The organism is Candidatus Eremiobacteraceae bacterium, assembly GCA_035295225.1.
Taxonomy (GTDB): Bacteria; Vulcanimicrobiota; Vulcanimicrobiia; order Eremiobacterales; family Eremiobacteraceae; genus JABCYQ01.
Genome location: DATGJI010000031.1, coordinates 28,894 through 48,527 on the forward strand (window position 1 = coordinate 28,894; position 19,634 = coordinate 48,527).

The window sequence follows — 19,634 nt, forward strand, 5'->3', positions numbered from 1 at the left end:
GCCCAAATCAGGTGCCTTTTTCGGCGCCGACGTAGCGTATGAACTTGAGGATGAACTGGGGCGCTGTGGAGAGCAAAGACGCGTCGCCGTACGCGAGAAAAATCTCGCCGCCCACAACTTTTTGGTGAAACGCCGCCGAGATGTTCCATGCGCTTTGCGCCGTTGGAGCGGTGGTGAATTCGGGCGGCGTGCCGATGATGCGTCGAACGCCGAGCGCAAGAGATTGATTCGGTCCCGACTGGTACGAAAAGCTCGCGCGCTCCAGCCACTGGGTCAAATGCTCGCCGGCATCCGCGAACTGGCTCTTGTCGTCCACTGCCTGATCGGTGTCGTCGGCCTCCAGCGAAAGAGCACCGCGCGTTCCTAAGCGAACCGTGGCGCTGCGCGTCCATGTGTCGAGGCGGCCCGGACCAAATCGACCCGAATTGAAGGCGACGAAACTAGGCATTGCGCTGTTCAAATTGTATCCAAGTTGGCCGCCTTGCTGGGTGACCGGCATGAACTCACCTTCTCCATGCGGCATCTGCAAGCGCACGTACGACGAACCCGTTGAGACCTGCACGTTGAAGAGCGTGCGCGTGGTGAGGGACCCCGACACGTTGGTCACGGATTGATCCATCGCGCCCGTGTGATCGTGATACCGGTCGAGGTCCCCGTTCACATCGAACTCAATAAAGCGCGCCGTCGGCGCGAATTTGAACGGCTTAGAGAAATTGACGTCATAACCCGCGATATCCGGATGCTGCACGAGACCGTCGGTGGGATCGAAATACAGTCCGACTTTGCGCAACACGGCGAAGAGGCTTGAGCCGTTCGGGCTGAAGACACCCGCGCCGGCTTCGTAGCGCTGCGCTTGCGATCCGTCGAGCACTTGGGAGCCCGAATTGTTCCCGAAGCGCGCGAATTCTTCGAGATCCGTAAGATTGCTATGCGTGAACGTCATCCCGTCGGCGACGTCGTGCAGATCGGGCGTATCGACCATGCTTCCTTGAAAATTGAGCGCGGTCTTTTGATTTGGCGTGACGTAGTTCACCGCTTCAGCCGTATCATCGCGCTGGATGCCCGTCGTGTGCAGCATGCCATAACTGAAAAGACCTCGCTGCCCTTCGACAGCATACCCCTCGCGCGGCGTGGGAATGATCGGCGTGTAGAATTCGATGATGCCCGGGCATGCCGAACAGATTCCGTTTGGATAGCTGTAGAAATTCGCGCCCTGCGTGAAGAACGGCCGCACTTCTTGGTAGATGCGCGGAAAGACGGTGGGCGCGATCGTCTGCTGGTCGGTTTCGACGTTTGAATAGTCTGGATACAGAGTGCCCACAAACGATGTTCCTGAGATCAGCGGAATCGAAATATCGGCGCCTTCACGAATCGCAGAGCCGCCGGCGGCTGCGGACGCTGCCTTTCCCAGGGCGTAAATTCCGAAGCGCGGCTTTTCACGCAGCGCCGCGAGACGGGGCAGGCCGGAGAGCGAACCGGAATAGTTGACGTCGTTGAAATCGGTCTGGGCAGGACCGAAACTCCAGACAAACGGGTGGTTCGTCACCGGCATATAGCGGATGAACTGGATGCGCCAATCGCCCGAGCCCGTTCCGTGCATTACCGCCAATGGGATCTTCATCGTGATCGTGTAGCCGCCCGGTACGACTTTACCAGCGCTCCACCATTCCGGTTCGAACGAGTTGTTCTCCGTGGAGTATTGATAGTGCGTGCCGATGGCAGTGGACGTGAACTTGTAGCGAAAGCCGCGGGTGCCGTTCGGCCAGAGGTCCACTTGCACTTCGTCGTCGGTATCCAGACCGACGCCGTTCGTATGCTCCGTCGTGCGCACGGGGATGCTCTGTCTGGCCTCGATCCCCACGTACAAAAAGACTCCGTCCGTCAAGGTGTACGCGGCGGTGTCTTCTTTGGCCGCCGCGTGATCGCGCAAGTCGTACGAGAGATGCGCGACGGCGGCCGCTTTCCACGCCGGGTTGTCGAGCGTGCCGTCGATCGGCGGAACGGCCGCCGCATGCGGAACGACGAGCGACCCGAGGTGGACCGTTTCGCCGCGTACCCCGGCTGCCGACGAAGAGATGACGGACGCGATCAGCAGACATCGCAGTAGCAAGCGATGCGTCGTGAGCAAACATGCACCTCCACTACTAATTTCATAGTTATTCTAGCGGGTACGCGAGACTGTGTCAATCGTTTGATACGAAGGTCGCCGTACGCCGACCGCGGTATTCGAGGAAGATGTTCACGCCCGCGGAGCGCGCTGACCTGCGCGACGACCTCATCGCATCGGCGCGCGCGGACGCTCGGATCATCGGCGCCGCGCTCACCGGCTCGGCGGCCGCCGACCGAGAAGACCGCTGGTCCGACATCGATCTCGCTTTCGGCGTGGCCGCGGATGCGGATCTGGACGCCACGATCGCGGACTGGACCGGCCGGATGTATGCCGCGCACGACGCCGTCCATCATCTCGATGTCTTTCGCGGCGCTACGGTATACCGTGTTTTCTTACTCGCCAACACGCTTCAGGTCGACCTCGCCTTCTCCCCCGCCCCAGAGTTCGGCGCTATCGCTCCCAGTTTTCGATTGATATTCGGCACAGCTGGCGACCCGCCGGCAGCGAAACCTCCCGACGCGGCTAGACTCATCGGTATGGGCTGGCTGTATGCGCTTCACGCTCGCTCGAGCATAAAGCGCGATCGAGTCTGGCAAGCGGAATATATGGTCAGCGGACTCCGCGACCACGTCTTCGCGTTGGCGTGCTTGCGCAGCGGAGTTCCCGCGACCGAGGCCCGCGGCATCGATAGTCTTCCGGCCGAGGTGACGACCGCGCTGTCGGGCGCGCTCGTCCGCTCCCTCGACATCGCCGAACTTTCGCGCGCGTTCCGCGTCGGGTGCGACGCCTTGCTGAACGAGATCCGGTGCGTCGACGCGAAGCTGGCCGACCGCGTGACTGGCGCAATCCGCGAGATGGCCAATTCCTGACTAGCCAATGTTACCAGACGACCGTTCGTCCAGCGTCTCGGCTGCCCATTAAGGCAAGGTGGATTGATAGATGCGAGGAGCGGGTACACGCGTCATGCCGGCGTCTCACCTAAGAAGCCAACAAGGAGAGAACCTCATGGACGAATGGGTAACCGGGATTTTTCGAGATAAGGGAGCCGCCGATGACGCAGTCGACGACCTGCAAAAAGCAGGCTACGGGATGAACGACATCAGCGTCATGATGACGGACGACACGCGCACGAAAAAGTTCGCCGCTGAAAAAGGCACGAAAGCTCCTGAAGGCGCCGCGGCCGGCGGCGTCGTGGGCGGAGCCATAGGCGCGATATTGGCCGGGGTCACGGCCACGGGCAGTATCGCCGCGATCGCGGCGACAGGCGGTGCGGCGGCGCCTCTTGTGGTCGGTCCGCTGGCAGCCGCCTTAGCAGGCCTTGGAGCTGGAGCGGTAGGCGGCGGAATCGTGGGCGGCCTCATCGGTCTGGGCATTCCCGAGGTGCGCGCCAAGGAATACGAGCAAAAGCTTCGCGACGGCGGGATTTTGGTCGGAGTGCGCGCATCGACTCCCGTCGATGCGGCGAACGCGCGGACGATTCTCGCTACCGCTCAGGCGAGCGACGATGAGACAAAAGCGCGGCAGAAAGTCGCGGCTGCAAACGGCAACGACATGAATGCGCGCGTCGGCGCCTCGGTTGGAAGTTCGTCAAACGTGGGGCCCGACACGACTCCCTGACCTCACGGCGCACAGTACCAGGACGTAAGGCGGCCGATCCCTCGGATCGGCCGCCTTACATCCCAGTGAACGACCCCGGCGATTCGAATCTGGCTGCGCGAAGCGAGCGCTCGAATGAGCCGGCCGTGCGATCGTCTCTTCTTGCCTGATGCGCGCGCAACTCCGCCTGAAGCGAGCTTGTTCGAAGGCCCCGCTCTATTGCGGCGGCCATATCTTCCGCATCAAGAAAGGCGTCGTGGATGCCCTGCGCCCGGACTGGGTCGCGGTGATAGCCGGCATCGCCGACCAGCGCCCAACCAGGTCCGTGAGACTGCCGGTAGAAATTCGGCAAGTTCACGGTACCCTTTATGCACCCGACGTGCCGCGATGTTCGGACTCGGCCGGCAAGCTGAGAGCAGTGATCGAAAGCCGCAAAGAAATTGCTCTTCACGGACTTACGAAATTCGGGGATCAGTGCGCTGCCTATCACAAGATTGACCATCGTCAACCCGTCATCCGTCGGCGTGACGAGGAACTCGCGCGGCGGCCTCGTGTACAGCTCGAGGGTTTCGCGGTCCGTCTCACCGTCGATCGTATAGGTGTAGTAGCTTGCGGTCATGGATGGAGCCGAATTGTACTCGGCGGCACCTGCGGCGCGCGCAAGCGGCGAATCTCTTCCGTCAGCGCCGACGACGATCGAACCCCGCGCTTCAAATCGCTTTCCTGATATCGCGTCGTGAGCTCGAATCCCGATCACGCGATCGTCGTCGAAAATCAATTGGTCGAAAACGGCGTGCTCGCGGACGTCCGCCCCAGCCTCCCGAGCCGCGCGCACGAGCAGCGCATCGAGCTTGAACCGGCGGAGGCTGATGGCATATGCGATCCCGTCCACGGCTTGGAGAGCTTCGCGCCGATCGCCGTCCGGGGTGCTCGCGAACCACTGCGTGCATTTCGCTGGACCTGCCGCCAAGATCATATCGAGAACGGACCAGCGGTGAAGAGCCGCGACGCCTTCGGGCCAGATGAAGTGGGTGGAGATCGTGTCGCTGGGAAATGTGCTTCGATCGAACGCGGCGACCGAGAAGCCCTTGCGTGCCAGCAGCATCGCGAGCGGCGCTCCCGCGCAGCGAGCGCCGACGATCAGAACATCGGATGTCACGCGGCGATTCGCGCGCTGACCACCGGTACCATCCACACTGCGTATCCGTCGGGGTCGCGAACGTTCGCGATCATCTGATTGAAATAGTCGATCGCTGTTTGCCGCGAAAATCGCGTGAGCTCGCCGATCGAGTCCGCATAGCCGTCGCGCCAGGCGCCGAGGATGGCCGCGAAAAGCTCGCGCGAACGCAGCGTGTCGACCACGACGTATTCGATGGCGATTTCCGTCAGGTCTAGCGCTTTGAGGATGCTATATGTGTTGCGGCCTATGAACAGATCGGTATTGGTCGCGGCTTCGAAGCTCCTCGGCGCGTCGTGCCAGAAATCTCCCGGGTCGAGCGCCGCGCGCTGAAAGTGCAGCATGCCGTAGTCCTCGGGAATGAGATGAAGATAACCGCCCGGCCGGGTCACGCGCGCGAGCTCCGCGACGGCTTTGCCGGGATCCGGAATCGAGTGGAGGACGTGGCGGCATACCGTAAGATCGAAACTCGCATCCCGTGCGTCGAGCGCGTAAATGCTCTGATGCGCGAACGATACCCGCGGTGCTAGCGCCGCGAATCGCGATCGCGCCAGATCGAGATGAGAGTCGATGATGTCCACACCAAGCACGTTCGCGCGCGGATAGCGCTCAGCAAGTCGAGATGTTATCTCGCCGGTGCCGCAGCCTGCATCTAAGATCCGGGGATCGGGGGGCAATGCGTACCGCCCGAAAAGCAGCGCCTCTTGGGGCCATATGGCCTCCGCCTGCGCGCGAAGGTTGCGCACCATGGACTCGTCGGCCATCTGCTGTGCGTGTGGATTCGTCTCATCCATACCGCATTTTGATTCTTCGAGACCGGGTTTGGTCCCGTTTCTGAAAAGAGACCGCGCCGAACGGCGCGGTCTCTTTGTGGCGGGCTGTCGTCGTGTTGCCCTGTTCTCTGTTCGTCGTCAGAGCTTAAGATGTCCGTGGACTATCAGGAAGATCACAGCGACGAAACGCCGTTTTAATGTTCGTAATCGTTGGTGGGATGCGCCGTGGCTTTGATGTGCACCGTGTAATCGACAAAGACCAATATCGTTTTCGATGAATCGATCGTGAGATCTTTACCTTTCACAAAGTTGTGCGCGAACAGTCCAAGCGGGCCGAGCACGACGTAGCTCGCGATCGTGGCGGTGCTGGCGGCGCCTGAATTGCCTTCAGCTTGATTCGCGTGGCTGATGTTCGACAACTTGACTTTGCCGCCGTCGGCGCTATAGACGTAGTCGACTTGCAGACCCAAGCTGCCCGGGTGGCCGTGGCTGCCCGCTCGATCGACCGAGATGACTTCGCCCTGTCCGGGGGAACCCTTGGGTATCACGATCCAGTTGTTGACGACGATATCCTTCGCGGTGGTGATCTGAAAGACATCACCCACGTTTGCATTGCTGGACGATATAGGCTCGACGACCTGCACCGGAACCTGCGTTCCGCCCGGAACCGTGACAACCGTAGCGGCGGTCGCGATCGACGGCGCGAACAACGCAAAAACCAGCATGAGACCGCACATCTTACTCGTCATGATCTTCTCCCTTAGAATGATCGCGCGAACAATGAACACACGAAATGCGACCGTCTTTCAGACGGTCAAGTGCAATAGGCTCCATAGATCCTATTGCCGACGGCGACGCGTTTTTGCCCGATTTCACGAGGATTTCCTCTACAGGTCGAAGCGTCGCCCCGCGCGGAACTCAAGTACGGATGAATCGGCTTACCGCAATCGCCGCCTGTTCGCTTGTAATGCTCGCTTGCTGCGCGGCGTCTGGCCAAGGACCTTTGGTAAGGGACGAACAGGTCGTCCTTGCGAAGGGTTTCGTGGCTGCGCTTCATTCAAAGGACTACGCCCGGGTGATGAGCTTTTTCCATCCCTCGGTGCGCGCGTGCATCGATGCGAAGACTCGAGGTTTCTACAACTCCATCGTCGCCCAGCAACTTCAAGGCATGCCAAGCAGCGACTACACGAAGATCACGATCACGAAACTCGGGCCGAAGTACCAGCCGATCATCTGGGCTTTCATCCCAGCCAAAGGATTTCCGTTTCCCGTGATGCCGACCTACACCATCCAACTCGACTTCCAGTCGCCGGTGGACGGCTTGCTCACCGACGTTCTCGAGGTCGCGCCGAGCGGATCATCGTGGTACTTGGTCATGCCGTGTCCGAATGCGTTTGGACTCGCCTTTATGCATGAGCTGCAGGCTCGCGACGATCGTCAGCAAGCGAGGTTGAAGCAGCTCGCTTCTGCAGTGCACGGCACGCTGCTCGCGCAGATCGACAAGCTGCTCTTGCGGGGCGACACGTTCGGTGCGGCCAAGGCATATCAGAAAGCGAGCGGCTGCGATTTCGCGACGGCGGCCGAGGTCATAGACATTCTCGACCATCAAAAGCCATGATTTTTTGAGGAGTGTGACATGAGACCGGCTGCGACAGCCTGCATGGCCAGCGCCCTTTCGGGCCTTGCCATTCTTATTTCTGCAAATGCCGCAGCAGCGGCCAACTTCGCCGGCACGTGGGCTGTGAGCGGCACGATTGGAAATCCGGTGATCGCCCTCGCTACGCCGAATTGCACATTCAAGCAGGACGGCGACACGATTTCGGGCGCCTGCGAAGGCCCAGGCTCAAAAGGAACGGCGGACGGCGTGGTGGATGGCACGACGATCGTCTGGCATTGGCACGCGGTCGCGAAGACCAAGACCGGTCTCTCCGGCGAAGCTGTATTCACCGGCGTCATGGGCACCGATGGAAGTATCAGCGGAACGTGGACGCATTCCGCCGTCACCGGTATGTCCGGGAAATTCACGGCGCAGAGGCAGGTGCAGAGCTCGCCGTCGCCCGCTACGAGCTCGGCGCCGGGAGCGTGATCACGTCCATTCCCGCCGCCCGAAAGAGGTCATCGACCGTCTTCAACGACGCTCCGACCTTGTTCACGATCGCGGCGCCGCCGGCGCTCGTGGCAGCCTTGACGGTGCCGTCGGCAAGGTAAGTCACCTGAACGGAGCCGGTGCCGGCGAGGTCGACCGAGGATGGGTGATTCGCGGCGCTGTCGGCATAGTTGAACCGTAGGGCCATTGCGCTGCCAGTGACGGCAGCGACACGACCGTACTGATCGTAGCCGATCGAGAAGTCGTGTTGGTCGTTGTCGTATGCATGCACGAGATTGCCCTTCGGATCGTACTGGAAATGTTCGGTCAGAACGGCGTCCTTGTCTGTCGTCGTGGCGATCGATACCTTGCCGCTCGCCGGATCGTATTGCCATTGATAGACGGTTCCCGATGGCATCTGCTTCTTCATCAGCCGACCGAGAGAGTCGTATGTGTACGACGTGGTGCCTTGCGGCGTGGTGACGGTTAGCGGCGACAGGTTGCGGTCGAAGGTCGTATCGGTGGCGACGCCGTCATCGGTATCGATCTCTCGCGCCAGATGATACACAAGTGAATCGAGATCGAAGAAATACTGCGATATCTTGTGATGACTTTCTCCGTTTGACTTCCGGATATCGGTCTTCACGGTATCGATCCTCGACGTCTGCGTCAGCGTCGTCGAGTAGCCGTACGTCGTGACGGTGCCATCGGGGTCGCGTAGCCGCGTTGCCAGACCTGCGTCGTTGTATGCCACCTGCGTGGAAGTGCGGCCGCCGACGATCACCGCTGTCAGCCGGTGTTCCGAGTCGTAACGGTAACGGGTTATGGCGCCGTCTTCGTCGACCGATACGAGATTGTCGTTGTTGTACTGATAGCGGACTATGCGGCCTTCCGAATCGTCGATGCTGCGGACGAAGCCGTCGGACGTGAACGAGAACACAAAGCGGTGACCTTCATTATCCAACGTCTGACTCAACCGGCCGTCCGACCCATACAGAAGCTCGACGTAGTCATGGTCGGCATCCCAAAGGCGAGTCAAGCGCCCCGAAAGGTCGAATGCCTCGTAGATCGTCTGGCCGTTATACGTGGATACGCGCTGATAGCCCTCGGGCACGCGGGTGAGGAACTCCGTCGCGAATCGTCCGCTAAAAAACGTCTCTCCCACGGCCGGCTCTGGAGACTTGAGCAGACCGAGGCTGACGAAGGTCTCCCAAGCCTGCTCTTCGTTATCGCGATTCCGGCTCAGCCAATCGCGATACGCGCTCCGATCGGCTTGGCTGCCGAACTGTCCGGCCTGTTCGGCTGCGCTCATGATCTCGTCGATGATCTGCGCTCGAGGTCGCATAGTGGACGTCGTGGGCGTGAACGTGTTGTTGGCACCGCCCCCATATTCGTGGACGACGATCGAGCCATCGTCTTGGAGCTTCAAATAATCCTCAGCCCGCGAGCCCCATCCGGTGCCGAAGATGCCCTTTCTGTCGCCGTCGAACGAGTTGTAGATGCGCGTCACGTCCATGCCTAGACCGCCGGGCGCGTGAAAGTCCGTGTGGTCGAGATAGAAATCGCCGTAGTGAGTCACCTCGTACGATGCGGCCGCGCGCACGGGCGTGAGGATGAGAAGCGCGGCGACAGCCGCGAAAACGAAGCGGATGATCGCATCCGTTCTGCGCCTATTTGCCACTTGCGGGCACCTTGCGCAAGACGTCTATCGCTTGACCGACCAAAGGATCGGAGACTCGCGCCACATCGCTTTCGCGAAGCACGAGGCCCGCGGCGGCGCGCGGATCCGGGAGATCCCCGAGGATAGGCCAGAGGAATATCCCGCCGTTCTCTGCGCCGATCACAACCGCCGAACCATCCGGAGTGAAGGCTGCAGCCGTCGCGCGCGAAGCGGGAACCGACACCGATGCGACGAGATCGCCCGAAGCTCGATCCCAGAGCTTGAATGTTCCGTCGGAGACCGTGGCCAGAAGAAACGTCGCATCGCCGGGCGAGAATGCGGCCGACTCGATCTCCCCGGTCGTACCTTGCAGGGTAACCTGAGGTCGTCCGGGCTCATCGAGGTTCCAAATCGCGCCCGGAGTACCGCCGATGCCGCCGGATGCCAAGAATTTGCCGTCAGGCGTAGAGGCAAACGCGAGCACGCGCTTGTCGTCGCTCGGCCAGCGGCTTATTTCTGTGCCCTTTGCATTGACGAGGTGAATCGTGCCTCCGACACCGCCCAGCGCAAAACCGGATCGCGCCTGGATGCCTTCGGCCACGTCGGACCATGCGCCGTAGCTGTGCCTGTCGTCTGACGAAGCGAACGATGCATAACCCGACGTGCTGATCGCAAGCACGGTGGCGCCGTCGGCGGTGAGTTGAAGCTCGCGGATGCTCGTCTGCCAGCCGGGCTCCTTCGCGAGCTGCCTGACGCCGTCGGCGCTCCACACCATCCAGCCGTTCGTCTTGTAGTCTGGATTTTCGAAGTTCGCGTCCGTCTGCGCCGCGATGACATCGTAGCCGCGACCCACGAATGCGGCTTGCGTGAACCGTTTGCGCAGCGCCGTGGAATGGATCGTGGCTAGCGGCGTCGCCCGACTTGAGGCTACGCTCCAAACTTTCACGGTGTCGCCGCCGGCGGTGACTATCCGCTGGCCGTCGGCGCTGAAATGCGCGGCGACAACCCAAGATCTGCCGGGCGATTGCGGCAAGACCCGCTCGAGTCGCGGTTCGCCCTCGATGCGCCAAAGGTCCGCCGTGCCGTCTCTGCTCGCCGTGAGCATGCGCCCGCTGCGGCGATCGAATTCGATCGAATCGACGATGTCGCGGTGAGACGCGCCCGCGCGCTCCAGCTGCGACGAGGTGTGCCAGAGAAGAACCTTTCCGTCGTCGCCGCCGGTCGCAAGCAGGCTGCCGTCCGAAGAATAGCCGGCGACAGGCGCCGCGCCGGTGTGTGCGCTCAGAACGGCGACCGGGTCGCCGTCTTGCGTCCAGAAGTTCACCGATCCGTCGGCGTAGGTCGTCTCTATTCCGTTGCCCGAAGGATTGAACGTTCCCGTCAGAGCCGCGGGCGCGCTCGCCTTTGCGGGCAGCGTTTTCTCCGTGCTGCCGCTGCTTGCGTCGAAGATCATCGCCGTTCCGTCTTCGCTTGCGCTCAAGCCGCGCGTGCCCGTCGGATCAAATGCGAGCGCATTGATCGCCGCGGTCTGATCATGCCGCTCGATCGCCTGCTTCGTGTCGACGTGGTACAGCAACACCGTTCCGTCGATGGCGCCGGCCACGATACTTTTCCCGTCGGGCGATACGGCGAGGCGCACCAGCGGACTCTTCGATGAGTCGCTGCTGGAGCCGATGACCGCGCCGGTCGACGAATTCCAGATGCCGAGCGAGCCGTCGGCCGCGCATGAAACGACCGTTCGATCATCGGGACCGAACTGCGCGGCATTGATGGCGACACCCGGTGCCGCACCGTTCCATGCCAGGAGCATTGCGCCGTTCGCGGCACTCCAAACTTTGATCTTCCCATCGCTGCCGGACGTCAGGATGCGCGTTCCGCCGTGACTGAACGTGACCGAATTCACGCGTCCGGCGTGTCCTTCCAGATCATCCCTCTTATCGCGCAGCGCGATGGGCGATGCATCCGTGTTCGGACCGATCCCGTGCAGGTCGTAAAGTTTTGCCGATCCATCGCGGCCGACGGTCACCAACTTCCGTCCGGCGGGATCGAACGCAAGAGCGGTGATCAGATCACCTTGATCGCGGAATTCGTGGACCAACTGACCAGATGTGGTCCAAAGCTTTGCGGACCCGTCGGCGCTCGCAGTCGCGATCTGCTGCTTGGATGCCGCCGGGTTGAACGCGATCGCCGTGATAAGATCGTCGTGAGCTTGAATCGATCGAGCGCGAATCGAAAGATTCTCGAGAGCTTGCCGCAGCAACAACTGCAGAACGGCGTCGTGCGAATCGTCGCTGTACGCCGCGGCCAACAGCAGACCGGCCGACTCGTCGTCCCCGTCGAGCAGTTTTTGGCGGCCTACTTGAAGGAAGACTTGCGAGCGCTCGCTCAGAGCCTGCATCTGCTGACGGTACGCGGAGGCGCGCTGCCGCTTCGCCTCCGCGCTCTGATCTTGCGCGACTTTCGCCTCAGAGCGCGCGAGGACGGCTTCTCCGGCCGCACGCACAGCGGCTTGCCGCTCGTGCAGCGCGGCGATGGATTCATTCTTTTGCGCGGTGTTGGCTCGCCCGGCCATCGTCTGAGCGGTGATCGTCGCTTTGTTGGCGGCGTTCGTGGCGGCTACCGCTCTGACGAACGCATACGACGCGACACCCGCGAGAGCCAGGGCGAGCAGGGCGACGATCGACATCGCGATCGCCGCTTTACGCGTGCGATCCGACAGCCGCTGTGCGGACTCGGCGCGCATCCGGTCGACTTCCGCTTGATGCTGAATGCGCTCGCGCTTCGCCGCCTCATCGGCCTCGATCTTGCGTCGCTCTTGCTCGCGTTCGCGCCGATCGGCTTCCTCTTCGCGCACGCGTTCCGCGGTAAGCGCTGCGAGGCTGCTTTGGAACAGTTTTTCGACGTTCGCGAGGTTGCCGCCGTACCGTTCGGCCCACGCTTGCGTTCTCGGACGCGACTGCCACCATCGCCAGCGAGCCTCGACCTGGTCGAGAGGAAGAGTCACAGCGCCGGTTGCGGATTCGGCCTCGAGCAGTGCCAGCAACGCGCGATAGAGTCGGCCATCGCCCGCTTCCGCTGCGAGCCATCCCGTCTGCGTACGCCCGTCGAAGACGTGGACCTGTTCTGCACTGATCCGCGTCCAGCGGCGCAGGAGCGCTTCGTGCACGACGTCGATGCGCGAATCGTCCCGGAGCACCGGCACGGCGGACGGCGGCGGGAGTATGAACGAGCAGTCGTCGGCGCGGAATCGATCGAGCACGCGAAGGAGTGCGGTCCGCGGTACGCCGCACTCGGCTAAGAGCCGCGAGAACACGAGCGCTCTTCGGGTGGCGCGGCCTTCTTTGTCGACCTCGCTCAGCGCACGAAAGACTTGCTCCACGGCCAACTCTAGCCCGGGCAACGACGCCATCACTTCATCGGCGTGTTGGGAGAGCGCACCCGACATCGTGCCGATCTCTCGATACTGATCGATGCCGAGCCGCGGAGCCGTGCCGGCTGGAGCCTCTGCTTCCGCGCGGTCCCATAGTCGCGCAAGGCAATGCTGCAGCACGGGCAGCTGATCGATCTCGCTCCCGGCATCGTTCAATAGAAGCTCAACGAGCGTCGGATCGATCGTTGCGCCGACTTTCTCGACCGGTTTGCGGATGACGTCCTCGCGCTGGTCGCGCGTCAACGACGGCACGAGGAACTGCGCGGCGCTCACCGCTTCGGGCAACCCGTGGAACTGCGAGCAATCGCCGATGAAGTCGGAGCGCATGGTGATGAGAACGTAGACCGAGCTTGAGCGGCTGCGCGTCGCTTCAAGGAGCAACTGCACGAAATTCGTCGCCTGGTCGCGCCACAGCGCATCGGCGGCGCCGTCGTGCGTGGAAGTGGCGGCATATCGGAACAGCTCTTCGAATTGGTCGACGACGAGCAGGACCGAAGCGCCCGCGAGACTGGGAATGTCGTCGAGCGCTTTCGTGAGTCCGAAACTCGAACGCTTCAGCGCAAACTCAGTCCGGTCGCGGCGGATCTCGTAGTCTTCGGCGCTCGTTTGCGCCAATTCTGCGACTGCTCCGGCGAGCGCGTTCAGCGGCGCGTCTCCAGGATGAAACGTCACGAACCGCCACATGCGGCCGCCTGAGCCTGCGCTTTCCTCTTCTATCACCGGCAACAGGCCGGCGCGGACCAGCGATGACTTGCCGCTGCCGGAACTGCCGACGACGGCTATGAATCGGCTGTGCTCGAGCAGCCGGTAGAGCGAGAAGACCTGATCTTCGCGTCCGAAGAAAAAGTCGCGATCCTCGATCCCGAACGGGCGCAGACCCGGAAACGGCCGCATCGAGTTATGCCGCGCCCTTCGGCGCTTGCGTGGCGCGGATCAAGGGGTCGAGCGCTTCCGGCAGCGGCTTCTCATAAGCCGTCAGGTCGACGACCACGTCGATCTCGTTGCGCGGCGGCAGCTGGACGAGCAGATCTTTTCGTTCACCCGGCGGCGGGCCCGCGACAAGGCCGCGCACGGCAAAGCGCTTGTCGCGCCCGAGGTCGCGCCAATTCTTCAATTCGCGAGATTGACTCTTCACCCACACTTCCGCCGCCTTCGCCCAGCACAAGATGACGGCGTCGCATTCGGCTAATTCCTTGCGATGGAGCGCGGCGAGCTCTGCGGGGTCGCCCTCGAATGCCGGAAACACCGGCTGAATCCCGCGAGCTTCGAGCGCTCGTGCGATCTCGACGGCGTACTGCGTATCCTCCGGCCGATGATAGAGGTAGACGCGTGCGTTTGCGTCGATGACGTCGATCTCAGGAACCGGCGGAACGTTTTTGTCCAGGTGCTGGATCACGAACTGCGCGAACGCGCTCAGTTCGCTGCCGTCTACGGTATCGCTATCGCGTTTTTGGTCGAACTTCTCTAGGATCGTGAACGGATCACGAGCTTCCGCCGCGGCGGTCTGCGCATGATCGTCAACGAGTATCCGCGGCGCCCAGATGATCCGGCGGGCGCCTCCGCCCGCTGCAAGCTTGAGCTGAAGCGGAACGATCGGCTCGCAATCCTCCGGCGCCCAACCGGGTTTCGCGCCCAACAGGTGGATGGAAAGCTCCGCGCCTTCAAGAGCCGTCCGGACAAAGTCGGGCGCGCGACCGTCGGACGGTATCTCGCTTTCCGGCGCCGGCGCGACGATGTATCCACGCTGCCGCAGCTCGTCGACGAGCCGCGCATAGGCGGCGCGCATGTCGGCTGCCGGCTTTGCGAGATAGATCTTGCGCCCGCTCGATGGAACCGGCGTCCAAACCGGCCCGGTCGGACCTGATGCCGGCGGCGGCACGTTCGCGCGTTCGCACGCGCGGCGCCAGATATCTTCTGCGAGTTCCTGCGTGCGTTCGTGGAACTCTTCGCGCGCTTTGCCGCGAACGAAATACTCCCGGAATCGATTTGGATTGTCTTCGTCGGGCGCGTAGAAGAGATAGCCTTCTTGGCCCTGAAGCAGCGGCGGCCGCGCGGCGGGTTCGATATGATTCTTGCCCGCGACGATGATCCGCCCTTTGACGCCTGCTTCGCCCTCAGCGCCCCAGCGTTGGTTGAAGAGGTCAAGTTCCCTCAGGCAAAATTCGCGATGGACCCAATTGTTGGAGAGGACGACGAGAAGCAGATCGGAATCTCGAATGCCCTTGTCGATGATCGGGTCGAACTGTTCGCTGCGCGCGATCGCGCGTTTGTCGCGCCAGATGACCGGGGTCGGCTCGCCGAAGCACGTGAAGTGAAACTCCAAATGCTTGATAAGGGTCGTGACAAAGCCCTTGCCTTCACCGTCTAAGGGCGGCAAGTCATCGTTTCGCGCGTATGACACGAAGATTTGGAACGGCATCATCTACCCAAGGCTGACCAGGTAGCCAACCGAGAGATTCCCTCGCATTCGGCAGAGTCCTGGGCTGCCGTCGCTCGCGTCACGTGTGCACGAAAGACAGCGGGCGCTCGCGGTGCAAGATCAGCCATGCCGCGTGTTCGGAGAGAGCTTCGTGCCCCAGCTGTTCCAAGACTTTGCTCGGATCGCTATGCTGATCGCGCAGACGCCGCTTCGCCGCGTCGAACACCGTGAACATGTGCTGGTATCGCCGCGCGTTTTCGGTGAAGCCGCGCTGCTGCGCATAGAACCGGATGATGAGCGCGAGCATGCTCCCGAGCGCGAGCGGCATCGTCTCCCAATAAGCCAGAGCGCCCGGCGAAGACGCGGGCAGAGCGAAATTCGCGGAGACGATGTGATGCGACAGCATCCAGCCGACGATGAATGCGAGCGCAGAGACGGCAAAGCCGCCGGCGGCTGCCGCGACGGTCGCTCGCTCGGTTCGGTGCAGGTTCGCTTCTTCGCGCTTCCCAGCGGCTTCGTAGTATTCGACTTGGCCGTCGACCCAGCGCACGCTGGCCGGATGAGACGGTGAGTCGCCGGCTTGGGCGGCGCCGATGCCGGTGATCAAGTAGGCGGTCCGAAGCGCTAGACGGATCCACGCAAGTTCGCTCTGCTGCATCTGCAGATACGAGGCTTCCACGAGGCGATTGCGCAGACCGGCGCAGCACCACGCGTACTGAACGCGCAGGGCCTCCGCGATCGCCCGATAGTCCTGATAGCGGTTCTCGTAGTCGCTCCGCTTCGCGACCGCGAACACGATGAACGCGATCGCAAGAAAACCCACTCGTGCGGCGATACCGGCCCAACTCGGGATATGAAACGATCCATCCGTCGGCAGCACCAATTGCGCTGCACCGGCCAATGCCGCTGCGATATACAGTCCGCGCAGCGAGCGAAGGGTCAAGTGTTGCTGCCGATTGGACGCCGCGTCCACGCGATCGCTCAGAGCGGCTAGCCGATTCGGCTCCGCCGAGACCGGCTCGCGCGAAAGGTCGCGGTTGAAGCGCTCGACGTGTGCGATGGCGTCTTCGAATTCTTGCTCCCCAGCCCGGAGAGCAGTAGTGCGCGTGCGCGCTTTCCAGCCTTGACGCTCGGGGTAGATCTCGCGAGTGGAAAGGTTTTCGCTAGGCGGCGTCTGACCGCGGCGCGGCGTCACGATCTGGAAGACGGGGCCGACGTCGGGGACGTACGCGACGAGCGCGTCGCCGACCCTGCTCGGCACGCCGCCCTTTCGAAGCTCGACGACTTGCGCCGTTCCGCCGGGGCCGCGCGCCTCCAAGCCATCCCAAAACGCTACCAGCACGTGACAGTAGTAGGCGATGAAGTCGGCGACGTCGACGTAGCCGCCTTCGCGTCGCGACGAAGTTCCGACGACCGCGACCTCCGCGCAACGCGGCAGCACGCGCCGGAAACGCTCGAGCTCGTCGGGTGAGAAATCTTTCTCGTATTCCGATTGCGGCATCGGCAGACAGGCGAAGACCGCGATACCGCGTCGCTGCGCTTCCTCTGCCGCGAGAATGTCGGCGCCCGCCGCGAGTCCCGATAACACGAGCAGCTGCATCGAAGGAAACCGCTGCTGCAGTCGTTCGAGCACATCCCCGAATCGCGCGCGCAACGGTTCCTCGGCCTCCGCTGGAAGATCGCGGTGTCCGGTCACGCCGACGACAAGCGGAAGCAGTTCAAACTGCAAGCTCACGATCTTGAAATTCGGTGTGCGGTCATCCGAACCCCGTGCGGCGCCGCGCCTCGCAAGATGAGCGGGCGGCGCGATGCCCGAAGCCCGGCGTCAAATGGACTCGCATCTCGACAAGCTCATCGACGGCGCCGGCCCGAAGAAGCTGCTCTCGATCGACGGCGGCGGAATTCGCGGCTTGATCGCGATCGAATTCCTCAGCCGCATTGAAGCCATTCTGCGCGACAGATCAGGCCGCTCCGACTTGGTGCTGGGCGACTATTTCGACTACGTCGGCGGCACAAGCACTGGGGCGATCGTCGCCACCTTGATCTCAATGGGGTTCGCGACGAAGGAGATCCGCGAATTCTACGTGACCGGCGCGCACACGATGTTCGATCCGTCGAATGTTTTTCTGCGGCTCGAACGCAAAGTCTCCCCAAACTCGATCTGGGCAAAACTGTTGAATTCGATCGGAATGCTGACGTCGTCTGCGATGTACACGCAGAAAGCGCTTGCGGCGAAGATCAAGTCGGTCATCGGCACCGACGGAGACGTCGAAGCCACGCTCGGGACCAGCAAGCTTCGTACGTTACTGCTCATCGTCATGCGCAACGCATCATCCGACTCTCCCTGGCCGATCTCGAACAACCCGCGGGCGAAGTTCAATCGCCGCGGGCTGCCGGACTGCAACTTAGACTTGCCGCTCTGGCAACTCGTCCGAGCGAGCACGGCGGCGCCCGTCTTCTTCCCGCCCGAAGTGATCAATATCGGCGATCAGCAGTTCGTCTTCGTGGATGGCGCCGTGACCGTCTACCACAATCCGGCGTTTCTGCTCTTTCTCATGGCGACGCTGCCCCCTTACGAGTTGCAGTGGCCGACGGGTGAAGATAAGCTGCTCCTCGTTTCAGTCGGTACCGGGTTGAGCGAAAACGTGAACTTGCGGCTGCGCGCGCAGGAGATGAATCTGCTCTACAATGTGCAGTCTCTTCCCGCTGCGCTGATCCACGCCGCGACCGTGGAACAAGACTTGCTGTGCCGCGTCTTCGGCAAGACGAGAGCCGGCGACGCGCTCGACGCCGAGGTCGGCGATCTCGTCGGCAATCGGGCGCCGCTTTCCGAAAAGCTCTTCACATATGCGCGCTACAATGTCGACCTCTCGCGGCAAGGTTTGGATAGGCTAGGGTTGAACGCCATCGACGAGAAAGCGGTTCAGCCGTTTGACATCGAGCATCTCGACGACTTGCAGACCGTGGGTAAGACGGCGGCTCGTCGTTGTGTTTCGCCCGAAGATTTCGCGGGATTCGCGTAGGGCAGGCATCGCTTGCCCATCGTTGTAGGGCAAGCACCGCTTGCCGCGGGAGGGTGCGCGTTATGCCACTGAAGGCTTTTGCATTTGTTACCGCCTGCAGCCTGATCGCCTCGCTCGCTGTGGGTCCAGCGGGAGCGCAAGGTTCGTCACAAACGCTCTCCCCATCGATCTGCGGCACCGGCGACCTTGCCGGGGTCGTCGCGATCTACGACTTCGACTCGCCGACATACAGAAGCGCGCCCACGTCCGTACCCGCCGGCGTGAAGTCGTACCTCGCGCAGCTTCTCACCGGGCGTCTTCAGGCATGCGCGGAACACGCCGGACCCGCCGCCGCGACCGCGTGCTCCCCGGCTCCTCGCGAGTCCGACCCTCACGCGCTGTGGGAGCAATTGAAGTTCTGCGAAGGCGTGCTCGGTCTCACGCCGCTTTCAAAATCGGGCGTGCCGCTCGTCTCGGCGCAGGAGCCGACATTCTATGTCGTCCTCGGCGTCGGTGCGGGCCCGGGCGGACCACCGGGGGGTCAATCGTCAGGGGGCGGCGGCAAGGGCGGCGGCGGCGGCGGCGCCACAGGCAGCACGTCAACTGGATCCAGCGTGGATAACCCGGCATACTTCTTGCTCTTCCTCGTCGCGCAGCGGCTCGAGCGCGACATCTGCGCTCGAAGCGGCGTCTCGATGGCGGACTGCGACGCGCAGCATCCGGTCGCTGTCTTGCCCGAATCGACGTGGAATCTCGAGGATCTGCGGACGCAGTGCGCCGATGACCCGTATGTGGCGAACGACCCGGCTAATCCGTACGGCGGCCCGGGCAATCGGTCGCCGGCAGGACATGGCACGCTCGGCGCGATCGTCCTCAATGGTTCGACCGTCACGGCCGACGGCACGTTCGCGGTGTTCACCGTCTACGGCAGCAGCGAAGCGAACTATTCCGCACAAGCTGTGGAGTGCAGTTCCGGCTCGGCGCCATTCCTCTCGACAGTTTGGTCCGACAACATCTCCAACGGCAATAAGACGACGGCGTTGTCGTTCTTCCCGATCGCGCTCGCCGGCACTCTGATAGCAGCGCACTCAGCCGCCAAAGAGGCATCGCTGCCCGCGCCAAATCCGTCTTCTTCTCCGAGCGTGCTCAGCACGTACATCAACTATCAAACAGATGTGGCGCTCGGAACATTTGCAGCCAACACAAGCTCGCTGGCCCTCGGCAATCCGTCCTCCGGACTCACCTTCCGTCACACGTTCGAAGCCTGGTCGACCTCGCTGGCTCATGGGCTTGACGCGTTCTGTAAGGTGAACTCAGCGCAGAATATCTGCAAGGCCTTGAAGCTGCCGACGTCACCCTAGCGGCTAGCTCGGCTGCGAGC

Annotated in this window: 14 protein-coding genes; 6 read left to right on the top strand and 8 right to left on the bottom strand. The window is 62.3% G+C overall.

What is annotated here, in order from left to right; all coding sequences use genetic code 11:
- Positions 1-7: 7 nt before the first annotated feature.
- Positions 8-2,128, bottom strand: coding sequence for a hypothetical protein (locus tag VKT51_05475; protein HLJ83605.1), 2,121 nt, complete (start codon positions 2,126-2,128; stop codon positions 8-10).
- Between the two features lie 107 nt (positions 2,129-2,235).
- Between VKT51_05475 and VKT51_05480 the strand changes: the two genes are divergently transcribed.
- Positions 2,236-2,979, top strand: coding sequence for a hypothetical protein (locus VKT51_05480; GenBank protein HLJ83606.1), 744 nt, complete (start codon positions 2,236-2,238; stop codon positions 2,977-2,979).
- 136 nt (positions 2,980-3,115) lie between these two features.
- A complete protein-coding gene (locus VKT51_05485; protein ID HLJ83607.1) occupies positions 3,116-3,727 on the top strand; it encodes a general stress protein in 612 nt (203 codons plus the stop codon).
- Between the two features lie 55 nt (positions 3,728-3,782).
- Here the strand turns inward: VKT51_05485 and VKT51_05490 are convergent, their stop codons facing one another.
- The 3 genes from VKT51_05490 to VKT51_05500 all read right to left on the bottom strand — a co-directional run bounded on the left by VKT51_05490 (position 3,783) and on the right by VKT51_05500 (position 6,405).
- Complete coding sequence (locus VKT51_05490; GenBank protein ID HLJ83608.1) at positions 3,783-4,865, bottom strand: NAD(P)/FAD-dependent oxidoreductase; 1,083 nt, start codon at positions 4,863-4,865, stop codon at positions 3,783-3,785.
- Positions 4,862-5,677, bottom strand: a complete 816-nt coding sequence (locus VKT51_05495) for a class I SAM-dependent methyltransferase (GenBank protein ID HLJ83609.1) — start codon at positions 5,675-5,677, stop codon at positions 4,862-4,864. Before VKT51_05495 ends, VKT51_05490 begins: the two co-directional genes overlap by 4 nt.
- Before the next feature lie 173 nt (positions 5,678-5,850).
- Positions 5,851-6,405: a hypothetical protein gene (locus tag VKT51_05500; GenBank protein ID HLJ83610.1), complete on the bottom strand. Its 555-nt coding sequence runs from the start codon at positions 6,403-6,405 to the stop codon at positions 5,851-5,853.
- 293 nt (positions 6,406-6,698) lie between these two features.
- On the opposite strand from VKT51_05500, the gene VKT51_05505 reads away from it, so the two are divergent.
- A complete protein-coding gene (locus VKT51_05505; GenBank protein ID HLJ83611.1) occupies positions 6,699-7,274 on the top strand; it encodes a hypothetical protein in 576 nt (191 codons plus the stop codon).
- 18 nt (positions 7,275-7,292) lie between these two features.
- A complete protein-coding gene (locus VKT51_05510) occupies positions 7,293-7,742 on the top strand; it encodes a hypothetical protein (protein ID HLJ83612.1) in 450 nt (149 codons plus the stop codon).
- Here VKT51_05510 and VKT51_05515 read toward each other — a convergent pair.
- From VKT51_05515 to VKT51_05530, 4 genes are all read right to left on the bottom strand, one after another.
- Entirely contained in the window at positions 7,717-9,423 is a 1,707-nt protein-coding gene (locus tag VKT51_05515; GenBank protein ID HLJ83613.1) for a DUF6531 domain-containing protein, read from the bottom strand. The two genes, VKT51_05510 and VKT51_05515, sit on opposite strands and share 26 nt — an antisense overlap.
- Positions 9,413-13,726 carry a WD40 repeat domain-containing protein gene (locus VKT51_05520; protein HLJ83614.1) on the bottom strand — a complete coding sequence of 1,438 codons (4,314 nt, stop codon included), beginning with the start codon at positions 13,724-13,726 and terminating at the stop codon, positions 9,413-9,415. The genes VKT51_05515 and VKT51_05520 overlap by 11 nt, the downstream gene beginning before the upstream one ends.
- Before the next feature lie 4 nt (positions 13,727-13,730).
- Positions 13,731-15,251, bottom strand: a complete 1,521-nt coding sequence (locus tag VKT51_05525; protein HLJ83615.1) for a toll/interleukin-1 receptor domain-containing protein — start codon at positions 15,249-15,251, stop codon at positions 13,731-13,733.
- Between the two features lie 79 nt (positions 15,252-15,330).
- The gene (locus VKT51_05530) at positions 15,331-16,986 is read right to left on the bottom strand and encodes a DUF4231 domain-containing protein (protein ID HLJ83616.1); all 1,656 of its coding nucleotides are present in this window, start codon (positions 16,984-16,986) and stop codon (positions 15,331-15,333) included.
- A gap of 73 nt (positions 16,987-17,059) precedes the next feature.
- On the opposite strand from VKT51_05530, the gene VKT51_05535 reads away from it, so the two are divergent.
- Positions 17,060-18,274 (top strand): patatin-like phospholipase family protein, encoded by a 1,215-nt coding sequence (locus VKT51_05535; GenBank protein HLJ83617.1) that lies wholly within the window; start codon positions 17,060-17,062, stop codon positions 18,272-18,274.
- A 62-nt stretch (positions 18,275-18,336) separates the two neighbouring features.
- Complete coding sequence (locus VKT51_05540) at positions 18,337-19,614, top strand: hypothetical protein (protein ID HLJ83618.1); 1,278 nt, start codon at positions 18,337-18,339, stop codon at positions 19,612-19,614.
- Positions 19,615-19,634: the final 20 nt, after the last annotated feature.